The sequence below is a fragment of the Corynebacterium cystitidis genome, from assembly GCF_900187295.1.
Classification (GTDB): Bacteria; Actinomycetota; Actinomycetes; order Mycobacteriales; family Mycobacteriaceae; genus Corynebacterium; species Corynebacterium cystitidis.
Genome location: NZ_LT906473.1, coordinates 2,518,910 through 2,536,583 on the forward strand (window position 1 = coordinate 2,518,910; position 17,674 = coordinate 2,536,583).

At 58.1% G+C, this 17,674-nt stretch carries 15 protein-coding genes; 8 read left to right on the top strand and 7 right to left on the bottom strand.

Going from position 1 to position 17,674, the window contains the following annotated elements; all coding sequences use genetic code 11:
* Positions 1 to 66 precede the first annotated feature (66 nt).
* A complete protein-coding gene (locus CKV99_RS11915) occupies positions 67 to 1,059 on the top strand; it encodes an AbrB family transcriptional regulator (RefSeq protein WP_231910034.1) in 993 nt (330 codons plus the stop codon).
* A 223-nt stretch (positions 1,060 to 1,282) separates the two neighbouring features.
* Here the strand turns inward: CKV99_RS11915 and CKV99_RS11920 are convergent, their stop codons facing one another.
* Together CKV99_RS11920 and CKV99_RS11925 are read right to left on the bottom strand one after the other, a co-directional pair.
* A complete protein-coding gene (locus CKV99_RS11920) occupies positions 1,283 to 2,230 on the bottom strand; it encodes an endonuclease domain-containing protein (protein ID WP_092260499.1) in 948 nt (315 codons plus the stop codon).
* Positions 2,231 to 2,607: 377 nt separating this feature from the next.
* Positions 2,608 to 4,293 carry a DUF885 domain-containing protein gene (locus tag CKV99_RS11925; protein WP_092260497.1) on the bottom strand — a complete coding sequence of 562 codons (1,686 nt, stop codon included), beginning with the start codon at positions 4,291 to 4,293 and terminating at the stop codon, positions 2,608 to 2,610.
* A 160-nt stretch (positions 4,294 to 4,453) separates the two neighbouring features.
* On the opposite strand from CKV99_RS11925, the gene CKV99_RS11930 reads away from it, so the two are divergent.
* From CKV99_RS11930 to CKV99_RS11940, 3 genes are all read left to right on the top strand, one after another.
* On the top strand, positions 4,454 to 5,278 hold the full coding sequence (locus CKV99_RS11930; protein ID WP_092260495.1) for an NAD-dependent deacylase: 825 nt from the start codon (positions 4,454 to 4,456) through the stop codon (positions 5,276 to 5,278).
* A 47-nt stretch (positions 5,279 to 5,325) separates the two neighbouring features.
* On the top strand, positions 5,326 to 5,682 hold the full coding sequence (locus CKV99_RS11935) for an MFS transporter (protein WP_231910038.1): 357 nt from the start codon (positions 5,326 to 5,328) through the stop codon (positions 5,680 to 5,682).
* A 68-nt stretch (positions 5,683 to 5,750) separates the two neighbouring features.
* On the top strand, positions 5,751 to 6,833 hold the full coding sequence (locus CKV99_RS11940; protein ID WP_092260493.1) for an ROK family transcriptional regulator: 1,083 nt from the start codon (positions 5,751 to 5,753) through the stop codon (positions 6,831 to 6,833).
* A 53-nt stretch (positions 6,834 to 6,886) separates the two neighbouring features.
* On the opposite strand, the gene CKV99_RS11945 is transcribed toward CKV99_RS11940, so the two are convergent.
* Entirely contained in the window at positions 6,887 to 7,474 is a 588-nt protein-coding gene (locus CKV99_RS11945; RefSeq protein WP_092260491.1) for an HAD-IA family hydrolase, read from the bottom strand.
* Positions 7,475 to 7,808: 334 nt separating this feature from the next.
* Here CKV99_RS11945 and CKV99_RS11950 point away from each other — a divergent pair, with 334 nt between their 5' ends.
* Positions 7,809 to 9,194 carry a dicarboxylate/amino acid:cation symporter gene (locus CKV99_RS11950; RefSeq protein WP_092260489.1) on the top strand — a complete coding sequence of 462 codons (1,386 nt, stop codon included), beginning with the start codon at positions 7,809 to 7,811 and terminating at the stop codon, positions 9,192 to 9,194.
* 100 nt (positions 9,195 to 9,294) lie between these two features.
* On the opposite strand, the gene CKV99_RS11955 is transcribed toward CKV99_RS11950, so the two are convergent.
* The 3 genes from CKV99_RS11955 to CKV99_RS11965 are packed head-to-tail and all read right to left on the bottom strand — an operon-like array spanning position 9,295 to position 12,641.
* Positions 9,295 to 10,263, bottom strand: coding sequence for a Sir2 family NAD-dependent protein deacetylase (locus CKV99_RS11955; protein ID WP_092260487.1), 969 nt, complete (start codon positions 10,261 to 10,263; stop codon positions 9,295 to 9,297).
* Positions 10,263 to 11,675, bottom strand: a complete 1,413-nt coding sequence (amn, locus tag CKV99_RS11960; RefSeq protein ID WP_092260485.1) for an AMP nucleosidase — start codon at positions 11,673 to 11,675, stop codon at positions 10,263 to 10,265. The genes CKV99_RS11955 and amn overlap by 1 nt, the downstream gene beginning before the upstream one ends.
* Before the next feature lie 39 nt (positions 11,676 to 11,714).
* Positions 11,715 to 12,641, bottom strand: a complete 927-nt coding sequence (locus tag CKV99_RS11965; RefSeq protein ID WP_092260483.1) for a formylglycine-generating enzyme family protein — start codon at positions 12,639 to 12,641, stop codon at positions 11,715 to 11,717.
* A gap of 157 nt (positions 12,642 to 12,798) precedes the next feature.
* On the opposite strand from CKV99_RS11965, the gene CKV99_RS11970 reads away from it, so the two are divergent.
* A complete protein-coding gene (locus CKV99_RS11970) occupies positions 12,799 to 13,641 on the top strand; it encodes a bile acid:sodium symporter family protein (protein WP_231910242.1) in 843 nt (280 codons plus the stop codon).
* A 388-nt stretch (positions 13,642 to 14,029) separates the two neighbouring features.
* Here the strand turns inward: CKV99_RS11970 and CKV99_RS11980 are convergent, their stop codons facing one another.
* Positions 14,030 to 14,875 carry a mechanosensitive ion channel family protein gene (locus CKV99_RS11980; protein WP_157728457.1) on the bottom strand — a complete coding sequence of 282 codons (846 nt, stop codon included), beginning with the start codon at positions 14,873 to 14,875 and terminating at the stop codon, positions 14,030 to 14,032.
* A 113-nt stretch (positions 14,876 to 14,988) separates the two neighbouring features.
* Here CKV99_RS11980 and CKV99_RS11985 point away from each other — a divergent pair, with 113 nt between their 5' ends.
* Both CKV99_RS11985 and CKV99_RS11990 read left to right on the top strand, forming a co-directional pair.
* Positions 14,989 to 16,683 carry a sulfatase-like hydrolase/transferase gene (locus tag CKV99_RS11985; protein WP_197697191.1) on the top strand — a complete coding sequence of 565 codons (1,695 nt, stop codon included), beginning with the start codon at positions 14,989 to 14,991 and terminating at the stop codon, positions 16,681 to 16,683.
* Positions 16,684 to 16,702: 19 nt separating this feature from the next.
* Positions 16,703 to 17,629 (top strand): esterase/lipase family protein, encoded by a 927-nt coding sequence (locus CKV99_RS11990; protein ID WP_092260473.1) that lies wholly within the window; start codon positions 16,703 to 16,705, stop codon positions 17,627 to 17,629.
* The last annotated feature ends 45 nt before the right edge of the window (positions 17,630 to 17,674 follow it).

The following is a 17,674-nucleotide window of genomic DNA, read 5'->3' on the forward strand; positions in this document are numbered from 1 at the left end:
TTCCAGTAGAACAATGGCTGGCGCTAGTCGCCGGGTAATGTGTAGGCCGTGTTGAGGTGGATTCTAGTGATTGCAGCGTCGCTCGGTTTGGGCGTGCTGTTTACCTACCTCAATATTCCGGCGGCATGGATCCTCGGCGCGATCATCGCATCGGGTGCGATGGCGCTCGGCACGGGCCGCGAACTGAGCGTGGACCGCACCTTCCACAGGTTTGGCCGTGGCATCATCGGCGTGTTAGCCGCGGTGCCGCTGTTCGGTGTGCCCGCGTCGGAACTGCTCAGCTGCCTTTTGCCCGGATTGGTGGTTTCTGCGGTCACGGTCGGGATTGGTTTCGGCGGCGGCCTGCTGCTGTCGCGCCACGGTGTCTCGCGCGAAACCGGCGTGCTGTCGATGCTGGCCGGCGGCGCCTCTGTCATGCCCGCCATCGCCACCGATCTTGGTGCCGACGTCCGCTACGTCGCCCTCACCCAGTACTTGCGGCTGCTCGCCGTTTCCATGACGTTGCCTGTGGTGGCGTCTTTCTTGACAGTGCCCGGCACAAGCACCATCGCGCTTAACGACGACATCCCCTGGTGGATGTGGCTCATCGTGGCGGTGATCGCCCTTGTCGGCTCGCCTCTGGCACAGGTGGTGAAGCTGCCGGTGCCAAGCGTGTTCGGGCCGCTGATTCTTACCGTTGTCGTCTCCCTCTTTGTCCCCGGTGGGGTGGTGGCACCACCACTGCTAGGAATCTTGGCGTTCTTGGCCATCGGCTGGGAGTGCGGTGGTGCGTTGTCGGTGCCCGCCTTGAAGCGATTCGCACGCCTGCTACCTGCAACGATCACGTTCATCGTGGTGATCATGGTTGCCTGCGCGCTGACCGGGGTGGGGCTGATGAACTGGCTGGACATCTCCTACTTTGAGGCCTACTTGGCCACCAGCCCCGGCGCCTTGGAGACCGTGCTGGCGCTGGGTGCAGAAGGCGGTGCTGGTCCTGCGGTGATTGCGATCCAGTTGATCCGGCTGGTCAGCATCTTGGTGATCGCCGGTTACCTGCCAAAGATCCTGCGCCGGATCTAGTTCCCTCTCCGTTTCAGTCCCTCCTCTCCCGGCCCCTAACTCCTCTCCCGGCCCAACCCTCCCTCTTCTCCCGGCCCACCCCTACCTCTTCTCCCAGCCCACCCCTAAAAGGAAGTAATCACACTTGGAGGTCTGTCACTCTGGCCCCAGAATTGGCTAAAAATGTGGAACCTCACGGTGTGATTACTTCCTTTTGGAGGGGCAGGCTACTGGGCAGAGCCAACTATCCCTGCCGAACCGGTTCCCATGGCTTGGGGCTTTCCGCCCGTACGTGCTCCCTCAAAGCATCCTTAACCAGCTGCAATACGCGGTCGCGGTGTTTGAGAAGATCCCTAGGTGTAAAGCGCAGAACCCAATATCCACGGTTGCGGAGATATTTTTCGCGCTTGCTTTCTCGCCTTAGCACCTCAGCAACCTCTGCATCACTGGAATACTTCACATCCCCATCTATTTCGATGATGAGAACCCCATTGACCACAACGTCAACTCGATACGGCCCCACCGCCGCTTGGACGACGATGTTGGTAAACCCTTCGTCGATAAGCAAAATGCGAATATAAGTCTCAAAAGGTGATTCCACACCGCGCTCAGCCAATTCGATCGCGCGACGAATACTGCCAGACCCACGCACGCGCCCCAGACCACGCAGCTGATCCTCCAGGTCAGCTTTACTCCAACCATGCGCAAGGGCCCAATCACAAGCAATCGCACCTTCGGTGACCCCATGGAACCGGGCGATATCGATAGCTGTTCGTGCAGGTGTGGTAGCACGGCATGTGCCAATACGATGGTAATCCTCCGGAAGCAGAATCATCGAGCGGTATGTAATGCCGTCAACGCGATCACGGCGCGGAGGCTGGTACCCATGAGGATTGGCGATCTCGACGGTTTCGGGCGTGAAATTAACCACCCACATTCCCTGCGTCCGGGCGGCGGAGCGTCCGACGAGCACCGCTTTGTATGCCGCTGTTCCGACAGCAACTGCATGAGCAGTCCTTTTTGCGCGCCACGATAACTGTTCATAAACCGGTTTGCTCATATGAAAACCAGGATGCAAGGTGACAAAGTCATCGGTATTAACGGCTCGCAGCAGGTCAGCGTCCCGGCGCCCCAGATTTCGCGCATTGACAATATTCTCTGCCAGCCATGCCAGCGACGGATCATGATTCATACCCCTTTAGACTGACGAAACGTGGTCTAGGTTCCATGCGCCTGGATAAGTGTATGGATAAGGGCCTGGATAAGAGCTTGGATAAGGGCAGGAAGTTGGGCCATCGCGCGCCCGCCCGCCCCTCACCCCTCAGGCCGCACACCCTCACGCCCTTTACGCCAAAGGGAAGTAATCACACTGTGAGGTTCCACAGTTTTAGGCAATTCTGGGGCCAGAGTGAAAGACCTCAGTGTGTGATTACTTCCTTTTGGCGTAGGGGATGCGGCAGCGCAGGGGAAACGGCACCGCAGCAGGGGCTACAGCACCGCAGTAGGGAAAACGGCAGCGCAGGGAAAGCGCAGTAGGGGCTACAGCAGCGCAGGCAAAGCCCAGCCGAACTAGCCGTTCAGCACTTCGTTGCGCAGCAGATCCATCGGCATGGAGCCTAGCTTCAACGCAGCGTCATGGAACTCGGTCAGAGTTTGTCCTTCCGCCAGGGCATCGTGGCGCAGGTTCTGCCAGGCGCGCTCACCCAGCGCGTACGACGGTGCTTGACCTGCCCAACCAAGGTATCGGTCCAGCTCAAAGGACAGATTCATCTCATCCATTGCGGTGTTGTCGCGCAGAAACGCCTTGGCGTAGGAGCCATCCCACACACCGGTGCCCTCAGGCACCTTTTTGCCGAGATGTACACCTATGTCCAATACCACACGGGCTGCGCGCAAGCGTTGCGAATCCAGCAAGCCCATTTGGAATCCGGGATCCTGCAGGTAACCGAACTCGGCCATCAGTGATTCGGCGTACAAGGCCCAGCCCTCACCGTGGCCAGCATGCCAGTTCACGGCTCGACGCCACAGATTTAAGTTGTCTTTTTCGGTCAGCGTGATGCCCATTTGCAGGTGGTGGCCCGGCACACCTTCGTGGTAGACGGTGGCCAGTTCTTGCCAGGTGTGAAAGGTCTCTTGGCCTTTCGGCACAGACCACCACATGGTGCCCGGCCGGGAGAAATCTTCAGTGGGCGGGGTGTAGAAGATGCCGCCAGACCCGGCCGGATCGATCCTGCATTCAAGTGTCTTTAGCTCTTCGGGGATGGTGAAGTGCGTGCTATCGAGGTCTTCGATTGCCCGCGCAGATACCTTCTGCATCCATTCCTGCAGCTCTTCGGTACCGTTGAGGCGATAGCGTGGCTCCTCGTTGAGGCGGCGGTACGCGACGCGCACGGGGCAGTCATCGTCGAAAAGCGTGCGTGACAGCTTTTTTTGCTTGCCGACGATCTGGTGCAGCTGGTCCAGGCCCCACTCGTAGGCCTCATCCAGGTCGGTTTGGAAGCCCAGGTAGTACTCGGAAAGTAGTTCGTAGCGCTCGCGTCCGACTGCGTCTTCGTGTGGTGCCAGCGGTGAAAGTTCGGTTGAAAGCCAGTCGGCCATCTCGGAAAAGGCCCGCTTTGCGGATTCAACGGGGGCAGACTCCGGATCAACTCCGAGTTCTTCGAGCATGCTGCCCTCGTAGGAGAGTTCCTCGCACTGGCTGATTACGGCGTCGATCTGGCGGTGCGCTGCAACATTGCCTTGGGAGGCGGCTTCCGCCAACGACTCGCGGTATCCGTGCAACGATTGTGCTACCTGGGAGAGGCGCGAGGCGATGTTGTCGATCTGCTCGGGGGTGTCGCGCGGCATGAGGGAGAAGGTGTCGCGGATGGTCTGCACTGGCGACTCAATGTTATTCAGCAGGCGCAGGCACTCACCTTGGTGGTGCAGTTCGAGGTGCAGGCCGAGGCGGTCGCGGAGGATCGCTGCGGTGACGTGGTCGATGTCGTCGAAGTCATCGTCGTCGTCGGAGTCGTCGGTGCCGTCGTTCAGTGCATCGACGTCGGCGATGAGGTCGCGGATGCGGTCGGCGATGGAGTCCCAGTATTCGGGTGAGAAGTCTTGGAGCCGGTCATCGTAGCCGAGAAGGCCCAGTTCAGTGGCCCGTGTTGGGGAGATGTCCACCAAGTCGTATACGAAGTTTTCGCAGGTGGCGTCCAGGAGGGATGGTTGTCGAGCCGGAGACTCAGAATCGTAATCATGAGACTGGGAAGTCATGACTAGAAAGTGTATCCAATTCCGCTGTCACTGCCTACTTATTTATCGGCTATTTCGTGTTGAGACCCCCGTTTGTGCAGGTGACACGACACCTAATTGGTTGCGCGCCTCAGCTGTTGCGCGCCTAAGCTTAAGCAGCATGACGGGACATGACTCTTTAATGCAGCCACCATTGGAAAAGACAGTAGAGGAAACAGTTGAGGAAACAGTAGAGCAAGCAGCCGAACAGGCTCAGGCCTTAGTAGCCAATGCCCGACATATCGAGGTGTTCACAGGTGCCGGCATGTCGGCTGATTCGGGCATCGCCACCTTCCGCGACGCGCAAACGGGGTTGTGGGAGAACGTGGACCCTACCGCCCTGGCCTCCATTGATGCGTGGGCGCAGGATCCGGAGCCGATGTGGGCTTGGTACCTGTGGCGCGCCCACCTTGTTAATCAGGCCGAGCCGAATGCTGGCCACCGCGCCATCGCTGATTGGGGCATGCGTAGCGGCACCCGCAACGGCGCGCATCACGACGTGAAGGTCACGGTGACCACCCAGAACATCGACAATTTGCACGAACGCGCCGGCTCTTCTGATGTAGCACATCTCCATGGCTCTCTTTTCCACTACCGTTGTTCCATTTGCTCGCGGCCGTGGAAAGCACCCGTCGAGCTTCCCGACGAACCCGTCGAACGTCTCACCCCGCCCACCTGCCCGTTGTGTGGCAATTTAGTGCGTCCTGGAGTTGTGTGGTTTGGTGAAGCGTTGCCGCCCCGCGAATGGGAGAAGGCGGAGCAGCGGATGAATGAGGCAGACCTTGTGGTGATCGTCGGAACGTCCGGGGTGGTGTATCCTGCTGCTGGTTTGCCGGTGATCGCGTATCAGCGCGGCACGCCAATTATTGAGGTAACGCCGAAAAGGACGGACTTATCGACGATCGCCTCTGTGGTTGTTGAAACCACTGCGGCGCAGGGGCTGCCCAGGATTTTTAGCGATGCGTGACAGCCTGGAATGGTTTGCGGAGTTCGATGCCGTGATTTTTGGGCTTTATGGCGGTTGCCCTTGCCGGTTCGTTTACTGTGGTTAGCCCTCCTGCTGTGATGGTCTGGGCGTGGTTGGTCGTCGTTATGCTCGTTGTGGGTGGTGCGGCTGACATGCTCTCGGCCAGCTTGTGCAACGCGATTTTGCAGCAGTCTGCCACCCCTGATATGCAAGGCCGACCCCAGGGTGTATATATAATTATTGTGGTTGGTGGGCCACGCATTGCCGATCTGCTCCACGGATGGTCCGCCGAGCTCCTCGGGGCAGGCACAACCACCCTTATCGGAGGAATCTTAGTCATCCTGGGTGTGAGGGTGTCCATGCTGCTCTTCCCACAGTTCTCGCACTACAGAAGGCCCAACTAAACCGCTCTGTCTATAAAATGGGGGTACCTAAAGACTATCCGGTCTACTCCTCGTTTAGAATTTACATCATGACAACGTCACATCCCCCGTTCTCGAGCCTGCGCACCCCCGCAGCAAAGTGCCTGCATCTCATTAGGCTTAACCCGATTACGTCGCGGAGTGAACTTGTTGAGGCCACCGGCCTTTCACAACCCACAGTCACTCGCGCAATCGCATCCCTCGTCCAGGGCGGCTACGTCGTTGAGCGCAATGATCTTACCCGCTCCCAGGGACGAGGCCGCCCCACCATCCCCCTCGAACTTGCCGAAACCCGCTGCATCCACGCCGGAATCGCAGTAGGCACCACCTCCACCTACGTGGCACTTTTCGACATCAAAGGCCACACCCTGCGCGACACCGACCTGGACACTCCGGTTGCAGAACTAAGCCAAGATGACTTCATCCAGCACATCATGGCCGGCCTCAACCGGCTCACCGCAGGCCTCGACCGCCCATTGGCCAGCGTGGGCGTGACCACCTCCGGCACCGTCACCTCCGACGGCGTCGTCAACGCCCCCAACCTCGGGTGGCGCAACGTGGACATCGCCTCTCAGCTGCGCGAACAGTTCTCGGTTCCCATCACTGTCTCCTCAGCGGTACCCGCCATCATCGGCTCAGAAATCCAGTCGACCACCACCGTGGCCGCCCAGCACATCGTGACCCTGTTTGCCGACGACTCTATCGGTGCCGCCGTTTCCGCCGCAGACGGCGTGCACCACATCGACATCGACCGGCCAGACCTGACCACCTCCGGGCTTCTCGACGACATCAACTCCCCACACGTGCACACCCTCATCGAGGCGGTGACACACGCCACGAGTGATTCGTCGGCACGCACCGCCCTAGACAGGCGCGCCGCAGCCCTCGGCGAGGTGGCCGCATCACTGATCCGTGACCACGAACCCACCACGATGGTCGTCGCCGGATCCGCATTCGTGGATGACCAAGCAGGACCTAGCATTTTCGCCCGGTCGGTGCGCGCCAACCTGCCCGAGGACCGGCAGGTTGAGCTGCGCATGATCCCCACCCACCGCGAAGTTGTACGCGATATTGCCCGCGCTGTAGCACTTGACTATGTCCTGCGTGAGCCATTATCGATTACCCAGTGCTAGTTTAAGCGCGCTTAACAGTGCTTAACAGCGCTTACCGGCGAGTGCCGAAAACTTCATTCCCCGAGTTCAGTGATGTCGTTGGGGCCGGTATAAAGCCGGGCCCGTAACCCTGCTGCCTCAGCTGCGGCGACATGAGTAGGGTTGCGGTCAAAGAAAATGGTGTCGGAGGCGGTGGACCCCAAGGCATCAACGGCCACCGCATACGCCCGCGGATCCGGCTGACGCACCCCCAAATCGCACGAGAAAATCACGGCATCGAACTCCGCAAGCCATTCCTGGCTGTCACGCAACCGCTCGGCAATACATAGTGGCAGGTTACCTAACACCCCGCAGGTATATCCGGCATCATGCAGTTTAAGAGCAGCGTCCACGGTGTGATAGACCGGGTTCATCATGGTTTCCCAGTCTGCGGTGATCGCAGCTTCAATATCTAATTCTGGTGCTCGCGCACGCACGGCAACGTCTTCCCACCAATGATGAGCCGAGTACGTTCCTACTTCATAAGCGGGGCGCAAATGGTGGTACGCCGCCCACATCCGATCGATGTCTGTGACCCCGGCTGCCGTTTCCATACGACGGCAACCTTCGGCAGTCCTGTCTTCCATCAGGACACCGTAGAGGCCAAACAGCAAGGCGGTCATGCACCTCACTCTACCGACTTCGTATATTCGTATAGGGGACGGCGCTCGTCGCAATACATGCCCAGGAGGCCAGGCCCAAGTGTGGGTATACCAAAAGAGCGGACCTGCCTAATTCTGTGCCCAAACATCTCTCGTTATGACCTAAGAACATGTGGCCTAACTAATTCCAGAGGCGTCGAACAATCCCCTACCGTCCCCTACCCCTTTACTTTCAATAAACAGACAACCTTGTTCATAAATGTTATTATTGCATTTCTTGGGCTTATGCTGTTCAATTACACAGATCATAGACCGATCGGTCTCGATTATTATTTCATACAGCAAAGGAGCAGACATGCGCTTACCCAAGTGGGCAACCGGGTTCGGTGCCCAAGTTATAGTCGGCATGATCATCGGGTTAATCCTCGGACTTCTCGCCCGTGACATGGACGCAGAACTTGCTGACGATCAAACCTCCTGGCTCACCGGGGTTCTGACATGGACCGGAAACACCTATGTACAGTTGCTCCGCCTCATGATCCCGCCTTTGGTATTCACCGCAGTGGTGACTTCTGTGGCAAACCTGCGGAAAGTGGCCAACGCAGCCAAGCTTGCGGTGTCCACCTTGGTGTGGTTCGCCATCACCGCGTTTATCTCTGTGCTGATCGGCATCGTGGTGGGTGTGATCATGCAGCCGGGTGTCGGTGCCGGGGTCAGTACCGACCAAGCAGCCGAGCCGTCTCGCCAAGGATCTTGGTTAGGCTTTGTCAACTCTGTTGTCCCAACCAATTTCTTGGGCGTGGGTACGAACACCAACGCCGACGGTGACGTGAGTATAGCTTTCAACGTGTTGCAGATCCTTGTGCTGTCTATCGCCATCGGCATCGCCGCTCTGAAGGCTGGGCAGGCCGCTGAGCCTTTCCTTAAATTCTCTGAGTCTCTCCTGAAGGTTGTCCAGGTGATCTTATGGTGGATCATCCGCCTCGCCCCGGTGGGGTCCTTGGCTTTGATCGGCAAGGCCGTCGCCACCTACGGTTGGGAAGCCATGGGCTCACTGGGAAAATTCGTAGTGGCGATCTACGTGGGATGTGCACTGGTCATGTTCGTGCTTTACCCGCTTGTCTTGGCTTTCGCAAAGATCCCAGTGTTCGGCTATTTCAAGCGCGTGTGGCCAGTAACCTCCTTAGGATTTGTCACCCGTTCATCCATGGGCGTTATGCCGGTCAACCAGAGCGTGGCTGAACAATCCATGGGTGTTCCACGTGAATACGCAGCCTTCGCCATGCCCCTGGGCGCAACCTCTAAAATGGATGGTTGCGCGTCGGTTTATCCTGCTATCGCAGCATTATTCGTTGCCCAGTTTTACGGTATCGAAACGACCGTTACTCACTATGTGTTAGTTATCATTGTCGCAGTTCTTGGGTCCGCTGCTACTGCGGGTACCACGGGCGCAACTGTTATGCTCACCCTCACCTTGTCAACGTTGGGTCTTCCACTCGAAGGGGTAGGCCTGCTGCTAGCCACCGAGCCCATCATTGATATGGGGCGCACCGCCACTAATGTCACCGGCCAAAATGTCGTGGCCACGGTCGTCGCTAAACGCGCCGGAATCCTTGACCAGACAACCTGGGATCGCGCCGAAGACGGCCATTTTGCAACCTCTGAAGTTAGAGATGACAGCGCGCGTGCCGATGAGCACCCAGCCACTAACTCCTTCACTCGCGCCGATGCTCCGAACTGAGGTGTTACCACCACATCTGCCGGGTTCTCGCAAATCCGGCTTTCGCCAAAAGCCCAAGGACATCCGTTGACGTGTTAGCAAAAAATACAACCGCTGCTGCCTACAGGTCGCAGGCATCCAACACCGCATCTAACGCCGGCGCGATGCGGGTTCGCCACAGAATCTCCACCCGGTGATCAGCCCTCCCCGGCCCACCATTAATCACAGCCACCGGCATTCCCCGTTTCTGCGCCTCAAGCACCACGCGGTAGCCACTCATCACCGCCAGCGAAGATCCCACCACTACCAGCCCCGTCGATGCGTCGACCAAGGCTTGGCTCGCTTGTCGACGAGCACGTGGTACCGCTTCACCGAAATACACCACGTCCGGTTTCAACCGGGGTGAGCCGCACTTGGTGCAGGTGATCGTCGTAAAGCGTGCTGTGATCTCGTCGTCAAGTTCGATGTCGCCGTCCGGATTGATCTGGTGCTGCGACACATCGACCGACTCGCGGTAGCCGGGGTTCGCCACCTCAAGGCGCTGGTCGAACTGTCCGCGGGGCTCACGGTATCCGCAGTCGAGGCAGACCACATGGTCCATATCTCCGTGCAATTCCACCAGGCGCTGCGTGCCAGCACGCCCGTGGAGCCCGTCGACGTTTTGGGTAATCACCCCGCTGACCAGACCGGCGCGTTCCAACTCCACCAGCGCGTAGTGGTTGCGGTTGGGGGCAACAGAGCGCATCTGGGCCACGCCGATATAAGCACGCGCCCAGTAGCGGTGTAGTGCCTGAGGCGAATGCGCAAACTCCTGGTAGGTCATGGGCCGGCCGGTGCTCAGGCGCCCGCCGGGGCTGCGGTAGTCGGGCACGCCGGAATCTGTTGACACGCCCGCGCCGGTCAGTACAGCAACCGGCCCGGCGCGCAGCATTCCGACGACCCCAGCCAACGCCTTCTCTGGGTCCGTGGGCTGGGCCGTTTCCTCCACCACGCGCTGGATACTGCGGATCGCAGACGCGTGGACACGTTGCACCTCGGGGTCGTCGAAACGCGCGCCGTCGCAACCCGCGCCGTCGTTACGCGCCACCATTAACGGAATGGCACCTCAGCTAGTGCGCGACGCAGTTTGCGGGTACGCAGGCGCTCCGGGTTCTCGGTCAGCGATTCCATGGCGCGCACCGCACACATCACGTGTGCTTCCTTGGAATTGGAGTAGAACGCCTGGGCACCAGCGGGCAGCTTGGGCACAGCGTGCAGCGGCAGATCCGAAACCGCCAGAAGGGTGCCATAGGGCACGCGGTAGCGGTAGCCGTTGGCGGCCAGAGTGCACGACTCCATGTCCACGGCCACAGCGGTGGAGCCACGCAACCATTCCCACAGGTCTTGCGGGGTGTGCCATTCCCAGTTGCGGTCATCAGTGGACAGCACTGTGCCAGAGCGCATCAAGGAGGAAGCGTCACCATAGATCTCACGCACGCTGCGTTCAAGGGCGCGCTGAATCTCCGGGATAGCAGGCACCGGCAAGGTGGGGCTGATGTGGTTGTCCAGGATATGGTCTTTACGCTCATAAGCATTGCCGCTGATCAAGTCACCGATGCGCATGCGGGCGTCCAAGCCGGCGCAGTGGCCAATCATGATCCACGCCTCCGGTCGCAGCACCGCCAAAGAGTCGGTGATAGTTTTCGCATTCGACGGGCCCACACCAATATTGATCATGGTCAACCCGGTGCGACCTTCAGCCACCAGGTCATAGCGTGGCATCTGGTAGTTCGAACCCAAAGAAAGGTCTTCTACCTGGATTTCCGCTGCATGCTCGCGGGTGATCTTCTTGCCGTTCGGCAGGAGCAGCGCGGTGTAGCGTGAACCCTCACGCGCCAGCTCGCCCAACCCGAAACGCACAAACTCTGTGGTGTGCATGTCATAGTTGGTAAACAGGATGTACTTCTGAATCGTGTCCACGTCAATGCCGGTGTAATGCTCAATGCGTGCACACGCGATATCGAAACGTTGCGGCCCGAAGTGAAACAGGGGCTTTTCTGCGCCGTGGAAGGCCTCCCATTTGCCGTCGATGATGCCGTCGTGCACTTCATCCAAAGTTGGGCGCGGAATCGCAGCAGAGTCTTTCCCAGCGCGCCGGGCCTCCGAAATCCCTTCCATGCCGCGGATATACTCCGGCGGAATGCACGTTTCTGAATATCCCACCGAGATCGTACTCGGGTAATTATCGGTCAGCCGCTGCAGTTGGTGGCGCAGGTAATCTCCCATCAGGTCCGGCCGTGACACCGTCGCAGAATAGGCACCTTCCTCATCCACGTAACCATAGGGCTCGGTGCGATCAATCGGTGCCCACTCTAAAATATCTACCCGCACCTTTGGGTAGCGCACTTCGTCGTAAAGCGCGTAATTGCCCTGGTCAATGATCCCGCGGGCCTTGTCGCACGAGGTGTGATACATCTCGATCAAGGCATCGACGGCCTGGTCAACTGTCTGAACGTGCTCCATAATCCCACCCTAGCCATTCCCGCGTGGCTGCGCGCACCCTTAGACGGCGCAGCGGAATCCGATGTGGCTTGTCGACGAATCCTCCGTCTGCCCTTGGCGCGCTTGCGGGCGGTAGCGGTGGCAATACTCGGGGGCGCACAGATGCGAGCCTCCCTTGACCACCCGGCGCGGGTACCGCTCACCCACCGATGTTGCTTGTCGACGAGCAGCCTGCCATTCTGCCTCGGGGGCGCAACACGTGGCGGCGGCCTGGAACTGTTCGCGCTGCGGGCCTGTGCCATACAAGGTGGTAGTCCACTCCCACGTATTACCGATCAAATCGGCGAAGCCCCACGGATTAGTCCCGAAATCACCCGCCGGGGAAGTTCCGTGCCAAATGCCGGTGGCACCTTTCGCACCCTTGTTGTCGTAGGGGAAGCGGCCTTGGTAGGTGTTGGCCTGCAGCTGTTGGTTCGGCGCATACTCATCACCCCAGGCGTACACGGTGGCAGGCCGGCCAGCCCGCATGGCGTATTCAAGCTCATCCTCAGTGGGGAGGCGGCGGCCAGCCCAGGTGGCATAGGCTTGGGCATCCTTAAAACTGACATGGACCACGGGGTGATCGTCGTCACGCGTATCCCGCCAACTAGCGCCGGGCTCAAAGCGCCACCACTGCGACCAATCCCGGAGGTCAACCGGGCCGGACGTCGGGGTGAAGACCAGCGAACCGGCAACAAGCAGGGCAGGATCGACACCGGGATAATCGGCGGGTTCCGGTGTGCGCTCGGCGGTGGTGATGTAGCCGGTTGCCTCGACGAAGGCGGCAAACTGGGCTTTAGTGACGGGGTGCTGCTCTAACTGAAAGTCAGCAACGTGGGTGGCGCGCGGCGGGCCTTCCTCTGGGTAGAAGTTGTTCGTGCCGGCAATGAAATCGGCGCCGCGAACGTCGATAAGGTCGGTGAGAACGCTTCTAGTATTCCTAATCATTAGATGCTCGAATCTTCATAGATTTCTATACCGTGGTGAGCTAGTACGCCTACAGTCGAACGTAACACTTATTCCTTATAATTCCGGAAGTTCTTATATGTTTGAATTTTTCCAGTGGCTCTCTTCAACGGCCACCACAATTTTCGTTTTAACCTCAATGTTTAACGTGGGGCTTACCCAAAACCCCATGAAGATTGTCCATCACCTCTCAAACTGGCAATACCTCACCCGCATGGTGGTGGCCAACCTATTCGTCGTCCCAGCCGTGATGTTGCTATTTATTACCATCTTCGAAATCGACGGCCCCTACGCCATCGCGCTGACTGTTTTTGCGTGTGCGGCTGGGGCACCCCTGTTAATCAAGCTCACGCAGCAAAGTGACAACGATATCTCCGCCGGTGCCACTATCCAAATGGTGCTCATGGTGTCCACCGTGTTTATCCTGCCGTTCTACCTTTCACTACTCCTTGAAGGCGTGGAGGTAGGCATATGGGACATTGCGAAACCTCTGCTCCTGCAGATGATTTTGCCACTGGTGATTGGCATGATTTTGCACCAAGTGGCCGAAAAGTTCGCAGGTGTGATTCAGCCGTGGATCGCGAAAGCATCAAACATCGCCCTGTATACGCTGCTGGGTGCGACCATCATCGGATACCTGCCACAGTTGGCTGACTGGCAGCTGTGGAAAGCCATTGCCGTGGGCATGGTTGCGCTGTTGCTTACCTTCTACATTGGCTACGGCACTGGGCATGGCAACGAAACCCACTCTCAGCTCGGCGCTTTGGGCACCGCCCAGCGCAACACGGCTGCTTCCATGATTACTGCCGCTTCTTTTACTGACCCGATGGTGTTTGTGACCATTGCAATGCTCAACACCTTGATGATGTTCGTGCTGCTCGGGCTGGCAACACGGCTTGGCAATGACGCGAAGATCGCCTTCCTCGAACCTCTCGAGGCCGACATGCCCGGTGATGCCAAGCGCCCCTACGCCAACGCCTAGCTGGTTGGCTGGTTGGCTGGTTGGTTGGGCGGCTGGTTGGCTGGTTGGCTGGGCGGCTGGTTGGTTGGTTCGGCGGCTGGTTGTTCCCCGCCGCCACGACCGGCAGCGCAAAAGGAAGTAATCACACTCTGAGGTCTTTCACTCTGGCCCCAAAAACGCCGGAATTAGTGCATCCTCAATGTGTGATTACTTCCTTTTGCGGTGTATCGGGGCCGCCATCGAGGCGTATAAGGCGATTCGGGGACGGCCAGGAGCGGTTCGGTGACGCAGCGAGGTTACCGGCAACGCCGTATCTGCAAAACCAGCACCGCAGCTTCTAATCGCCAGCATGTAATCGCCTGCACCTAATTATCGGCACCTAATTATCGGCACCGCCTTCCTCAAGCACCTAGTCGGCCGGGTCGGCCCGGAAAGGGTTGGGCCGCTGGGATGTGATCTGGATGCTCTCCTGGGGCATTTCGATTCCTTCCCGGTCGAAGGCCTCTTTTACCGCGATCATCGCTTTGCTGCGTACACCCTTGTTGGAGAGATTCGGGTCGTACCAGAACCACACCAGCAGCTCCACCGAGGACGACTGAAACTCGTTGACCCATGCCTCAGCTGACGGGTCTTTTAGATCGTTTACGCTGTTCACAGCGTCGATAGCAATCTGTCGGGCGTGGTTTAAGTCCGCGTCGTAGCTCACCCCCACGACGAATTCGCCACGCCGGGAGCCGTTGCGCGTCAAGTTGACGAAGGATTCTGTCAGCATCGTCGAATTTGGCACATACACCCGTAGCCCGTCACGTGTGCGCAGCCGCACGTAGCGCAGGCTGAGTTCTTCTACTCGGCCAGCAATTTGATCAGCCACGATGATTTCATCGCCGATTACGAAGGCTCGTCGAAAAGCGAGGATGGTTCCCGCAATATAGTTTTCTGCGATATCTTTCAGCGCAAAACCAACCACGATGCCTACGACACCTGCGCTAGCCAACACCGGGCCGAGGTCAATACCAACCATGCGTAAAGCCGTGGCCACAACAACAATTACTACCAGGGATTGCACAATGCGTGAGACAATCGCTACAGCGTTTGCCTGCTGGCCGTCATCAGCGGTGTAGTTACGCCCGAAGCTGCGGATCCGTTTTGCTAGCCACGCTGCAAGAACAATGCCGATAATCACTAGGACGATGGCGAATATCCAGTCCACCACGATTGATTCGCGGGCTTGGCGCAAAAACTCATTGAGGTCCATTTTGGGCTCCTTCATCGATGAACGGATTGATAAAAATCCCTTTAAATTATTGCCCAACCTACCTACAGTGGGGGCTATTACTCATTTTCCTAAGTGCCAGAAAGTAATCTTCAATGACTAGCGAAGCAACAAATAGGGCAACAAATGAAGCAGTAAATCAGGATTCTTCTCAAAAATCTCAGCCCAATATCCTTGTTTTGTGTATGGACCAGTGGGATATGCATATGGACCTGCCCGAGGGCGTGGAGCTGCCTAACCTGAAGCGCCTCGAAGACAAGGGCGTGACTTTGGAGCAGCACTATTGCACGGTGCCGCAGTGCACTCCGTCGCGTACGACGATGTGGACTGGCCAGCACGCCAAAACTTTGGGCATGTGGGACAACACCGACTTTGCTTGGATTAAACCGCTGGGCCCGGACACCCCTACCGTGGGCGATATGATGCGTGAGCAGGGCTATTACACTGCTTTTAAGGGCAAGTGGCATCTTTCGGAGATCAATGCTGGCACGCAGGACGCGCTGGAAGATTACGGTTTTTCGGACTATCAAACCTGGGGCGATAATTGGGGCCGTCCGATGGAGGGCCAGACCCACGACGGCACGGTTGCTGAGGAAACGGTGGATTGGTTGCGTTATAAGGCGCCTCAGGATAAGCCGTGGTTGCTGGTTTCCTCCATGGTTAACCCGCATGACATCATGTTTTTCCGCGCCAGCGATGTCGAGGAAGGCGATCCGCGTGGCTTCACCTATGCCAAGCAGCATGGTGTGCAGTCGATGGGCATCCTTGAGCAGTGGCATGACCCGTCGCTGCCGAAGTCGCTTGACGACGACTTGGCTGACCAGCCTCTTGGCGTGCACAATTACCGTGATTTTGCCCGCATGAATTATACGGCTCCGCCTGAGGGTGAGGAGGGCCACGAGGTGTGGAAGCAGCGCCGCAACTACTTGATTAATTCCATGCGCTTGGTGGATTATCAGTTTGGTCGCATTTTCGATGAGTTGGATCGCCAGGGGCTGTGGGAAAACACCGTGGTGCTGTTTACTTCTGATCACGGCGAGATGAATGGTGCTCATGGTATGACGCAGAAGGGCGGTATTCACTACAACGAGGCCACTGTGGTGAACATGACGGGTGTGGTCCCTGGTGGTGCGCAGGGTCAGCGTTCGTCGGCCGTCGGCTCGCACGTGGACGTTACGCCTACTATCCTCGCCTTCGCCGGGCTTAACGACGAAAAACGTGCTGAGCTCTACCCGGACCTGCCGGGGCGCGATCTCTCTGGCATCTTCACTGCTCCGGAAACCACCGCCCCACCTCGTGGTGATGCGGATGAGCCTGGCGCTGGTGCCTTGTTGATGTGGGAGGGCTTGCACCAGCTGGATCCGCAGTGGGGCATTGAGGGTGCGCTTGGTGAAATGACGGGGCTGCCGCTGGACACTGAGGCACGTGTGGAGGCGATGAAGGAGACCGGTAAGAAGTATGGTGCGCCCGATTTTAAGCGCCGGACATTTTTCCGCGCTGTGGTTGACGGCCAATACAAGTTGGTGCGCTGGTTCTCCCCCACCGAGTACGCCCCACCACAGACTGTCGAGGAGCTTTATGAGACCAGCGATGTGACTGTTCATGATCTGGTTAATGACCCGGATGAGCTTGAAAACATTGGGAATCCAGATAATCCAAAGTTTGACAGGGATCTCGTCGATAAGCTCTTGGCTAAGCTCAACGCACTGATCAAACGCGAGCTTGGCGACGACGATTGCCCGATGGACTTGGGCATGTTTGGCACCCGCGATGTCACCTACAACGCCTAGGTAGGTTTCGAGGCGCGCCATGAATTCATCGTCTTTTAAACATCAACTGGCGAAGATCTGGAACGTTGACGCCTCTGATCTTCCCGACGATTTGGTGGAGCACGCGAAGAACGTCCACGTGGATCGTATCGACGAGGACATTGCTGGGAGTTTAGCTGAGCTTGACGTGCAAACGGAACCTGCGGAACAGCTGCCGTTTGTGCCAAAAGTGCGGGGTAAGAATTACTTCGAGGATGACTTCCGCCCCGCTGAGCAACCCTGGCCTGTGGTGATGATCCATGGCACAGGCGCTGACCGTGACTATTGGCACCCCATGGCCGAAAACCTCCGTGCCGACGGTTGGGGTGTCTACGCCCTTAACTTTGGTAATCATGGCACCCGCCTGATTGAAGATTCTGCCACCGAGGTGGAGGCCTTCATCAGCGCGGTGCTGACGCATACAGGTGCAGACCGGGTGATTTTGATCGGCCATTCCCAAGGCGGGCTGCTGGCGCGGTACTGGATGCGGCATTTCGATGGGGCGAGGCGCACCAAACACCTGGTCTGTCTCAGTTCTCCGAACCATGGGACGACATTGGGCGGGATCGCCAGCCCGCTGGTGACCAATAAGGTGGCGGAAAAGGCGATGCGTTCGTTGATCCGCTACGCGCTTGGCCCGGCGGCCTTCCAGCAGATCTCTGGTTCTGAGCTGTTGCAGAAGACCAACGCGGGTGGTGATGTGGAGGAGGGCGTGACCTACACGTGTGTGGCCACGCGTTTTGATGCCATTGTCCAGCCGCCGGAATCATGTTTTTTGCGTTCTTCGACCCCCGGCCAGGTGCGTAATGTGTGGGTCCAAGACTTAGAGCATGGTGTCCAGGTACATCACGACGAGATGCCCCAGGATGTGCGTGTGATCCGTGTGGTGCGGGCGGTGTTGCACAATTTGGCTGAGAAGGAGAAATGAGCACACTTAGGTTTTTGTTATTCAATTGATTAATTGATAGCCTGT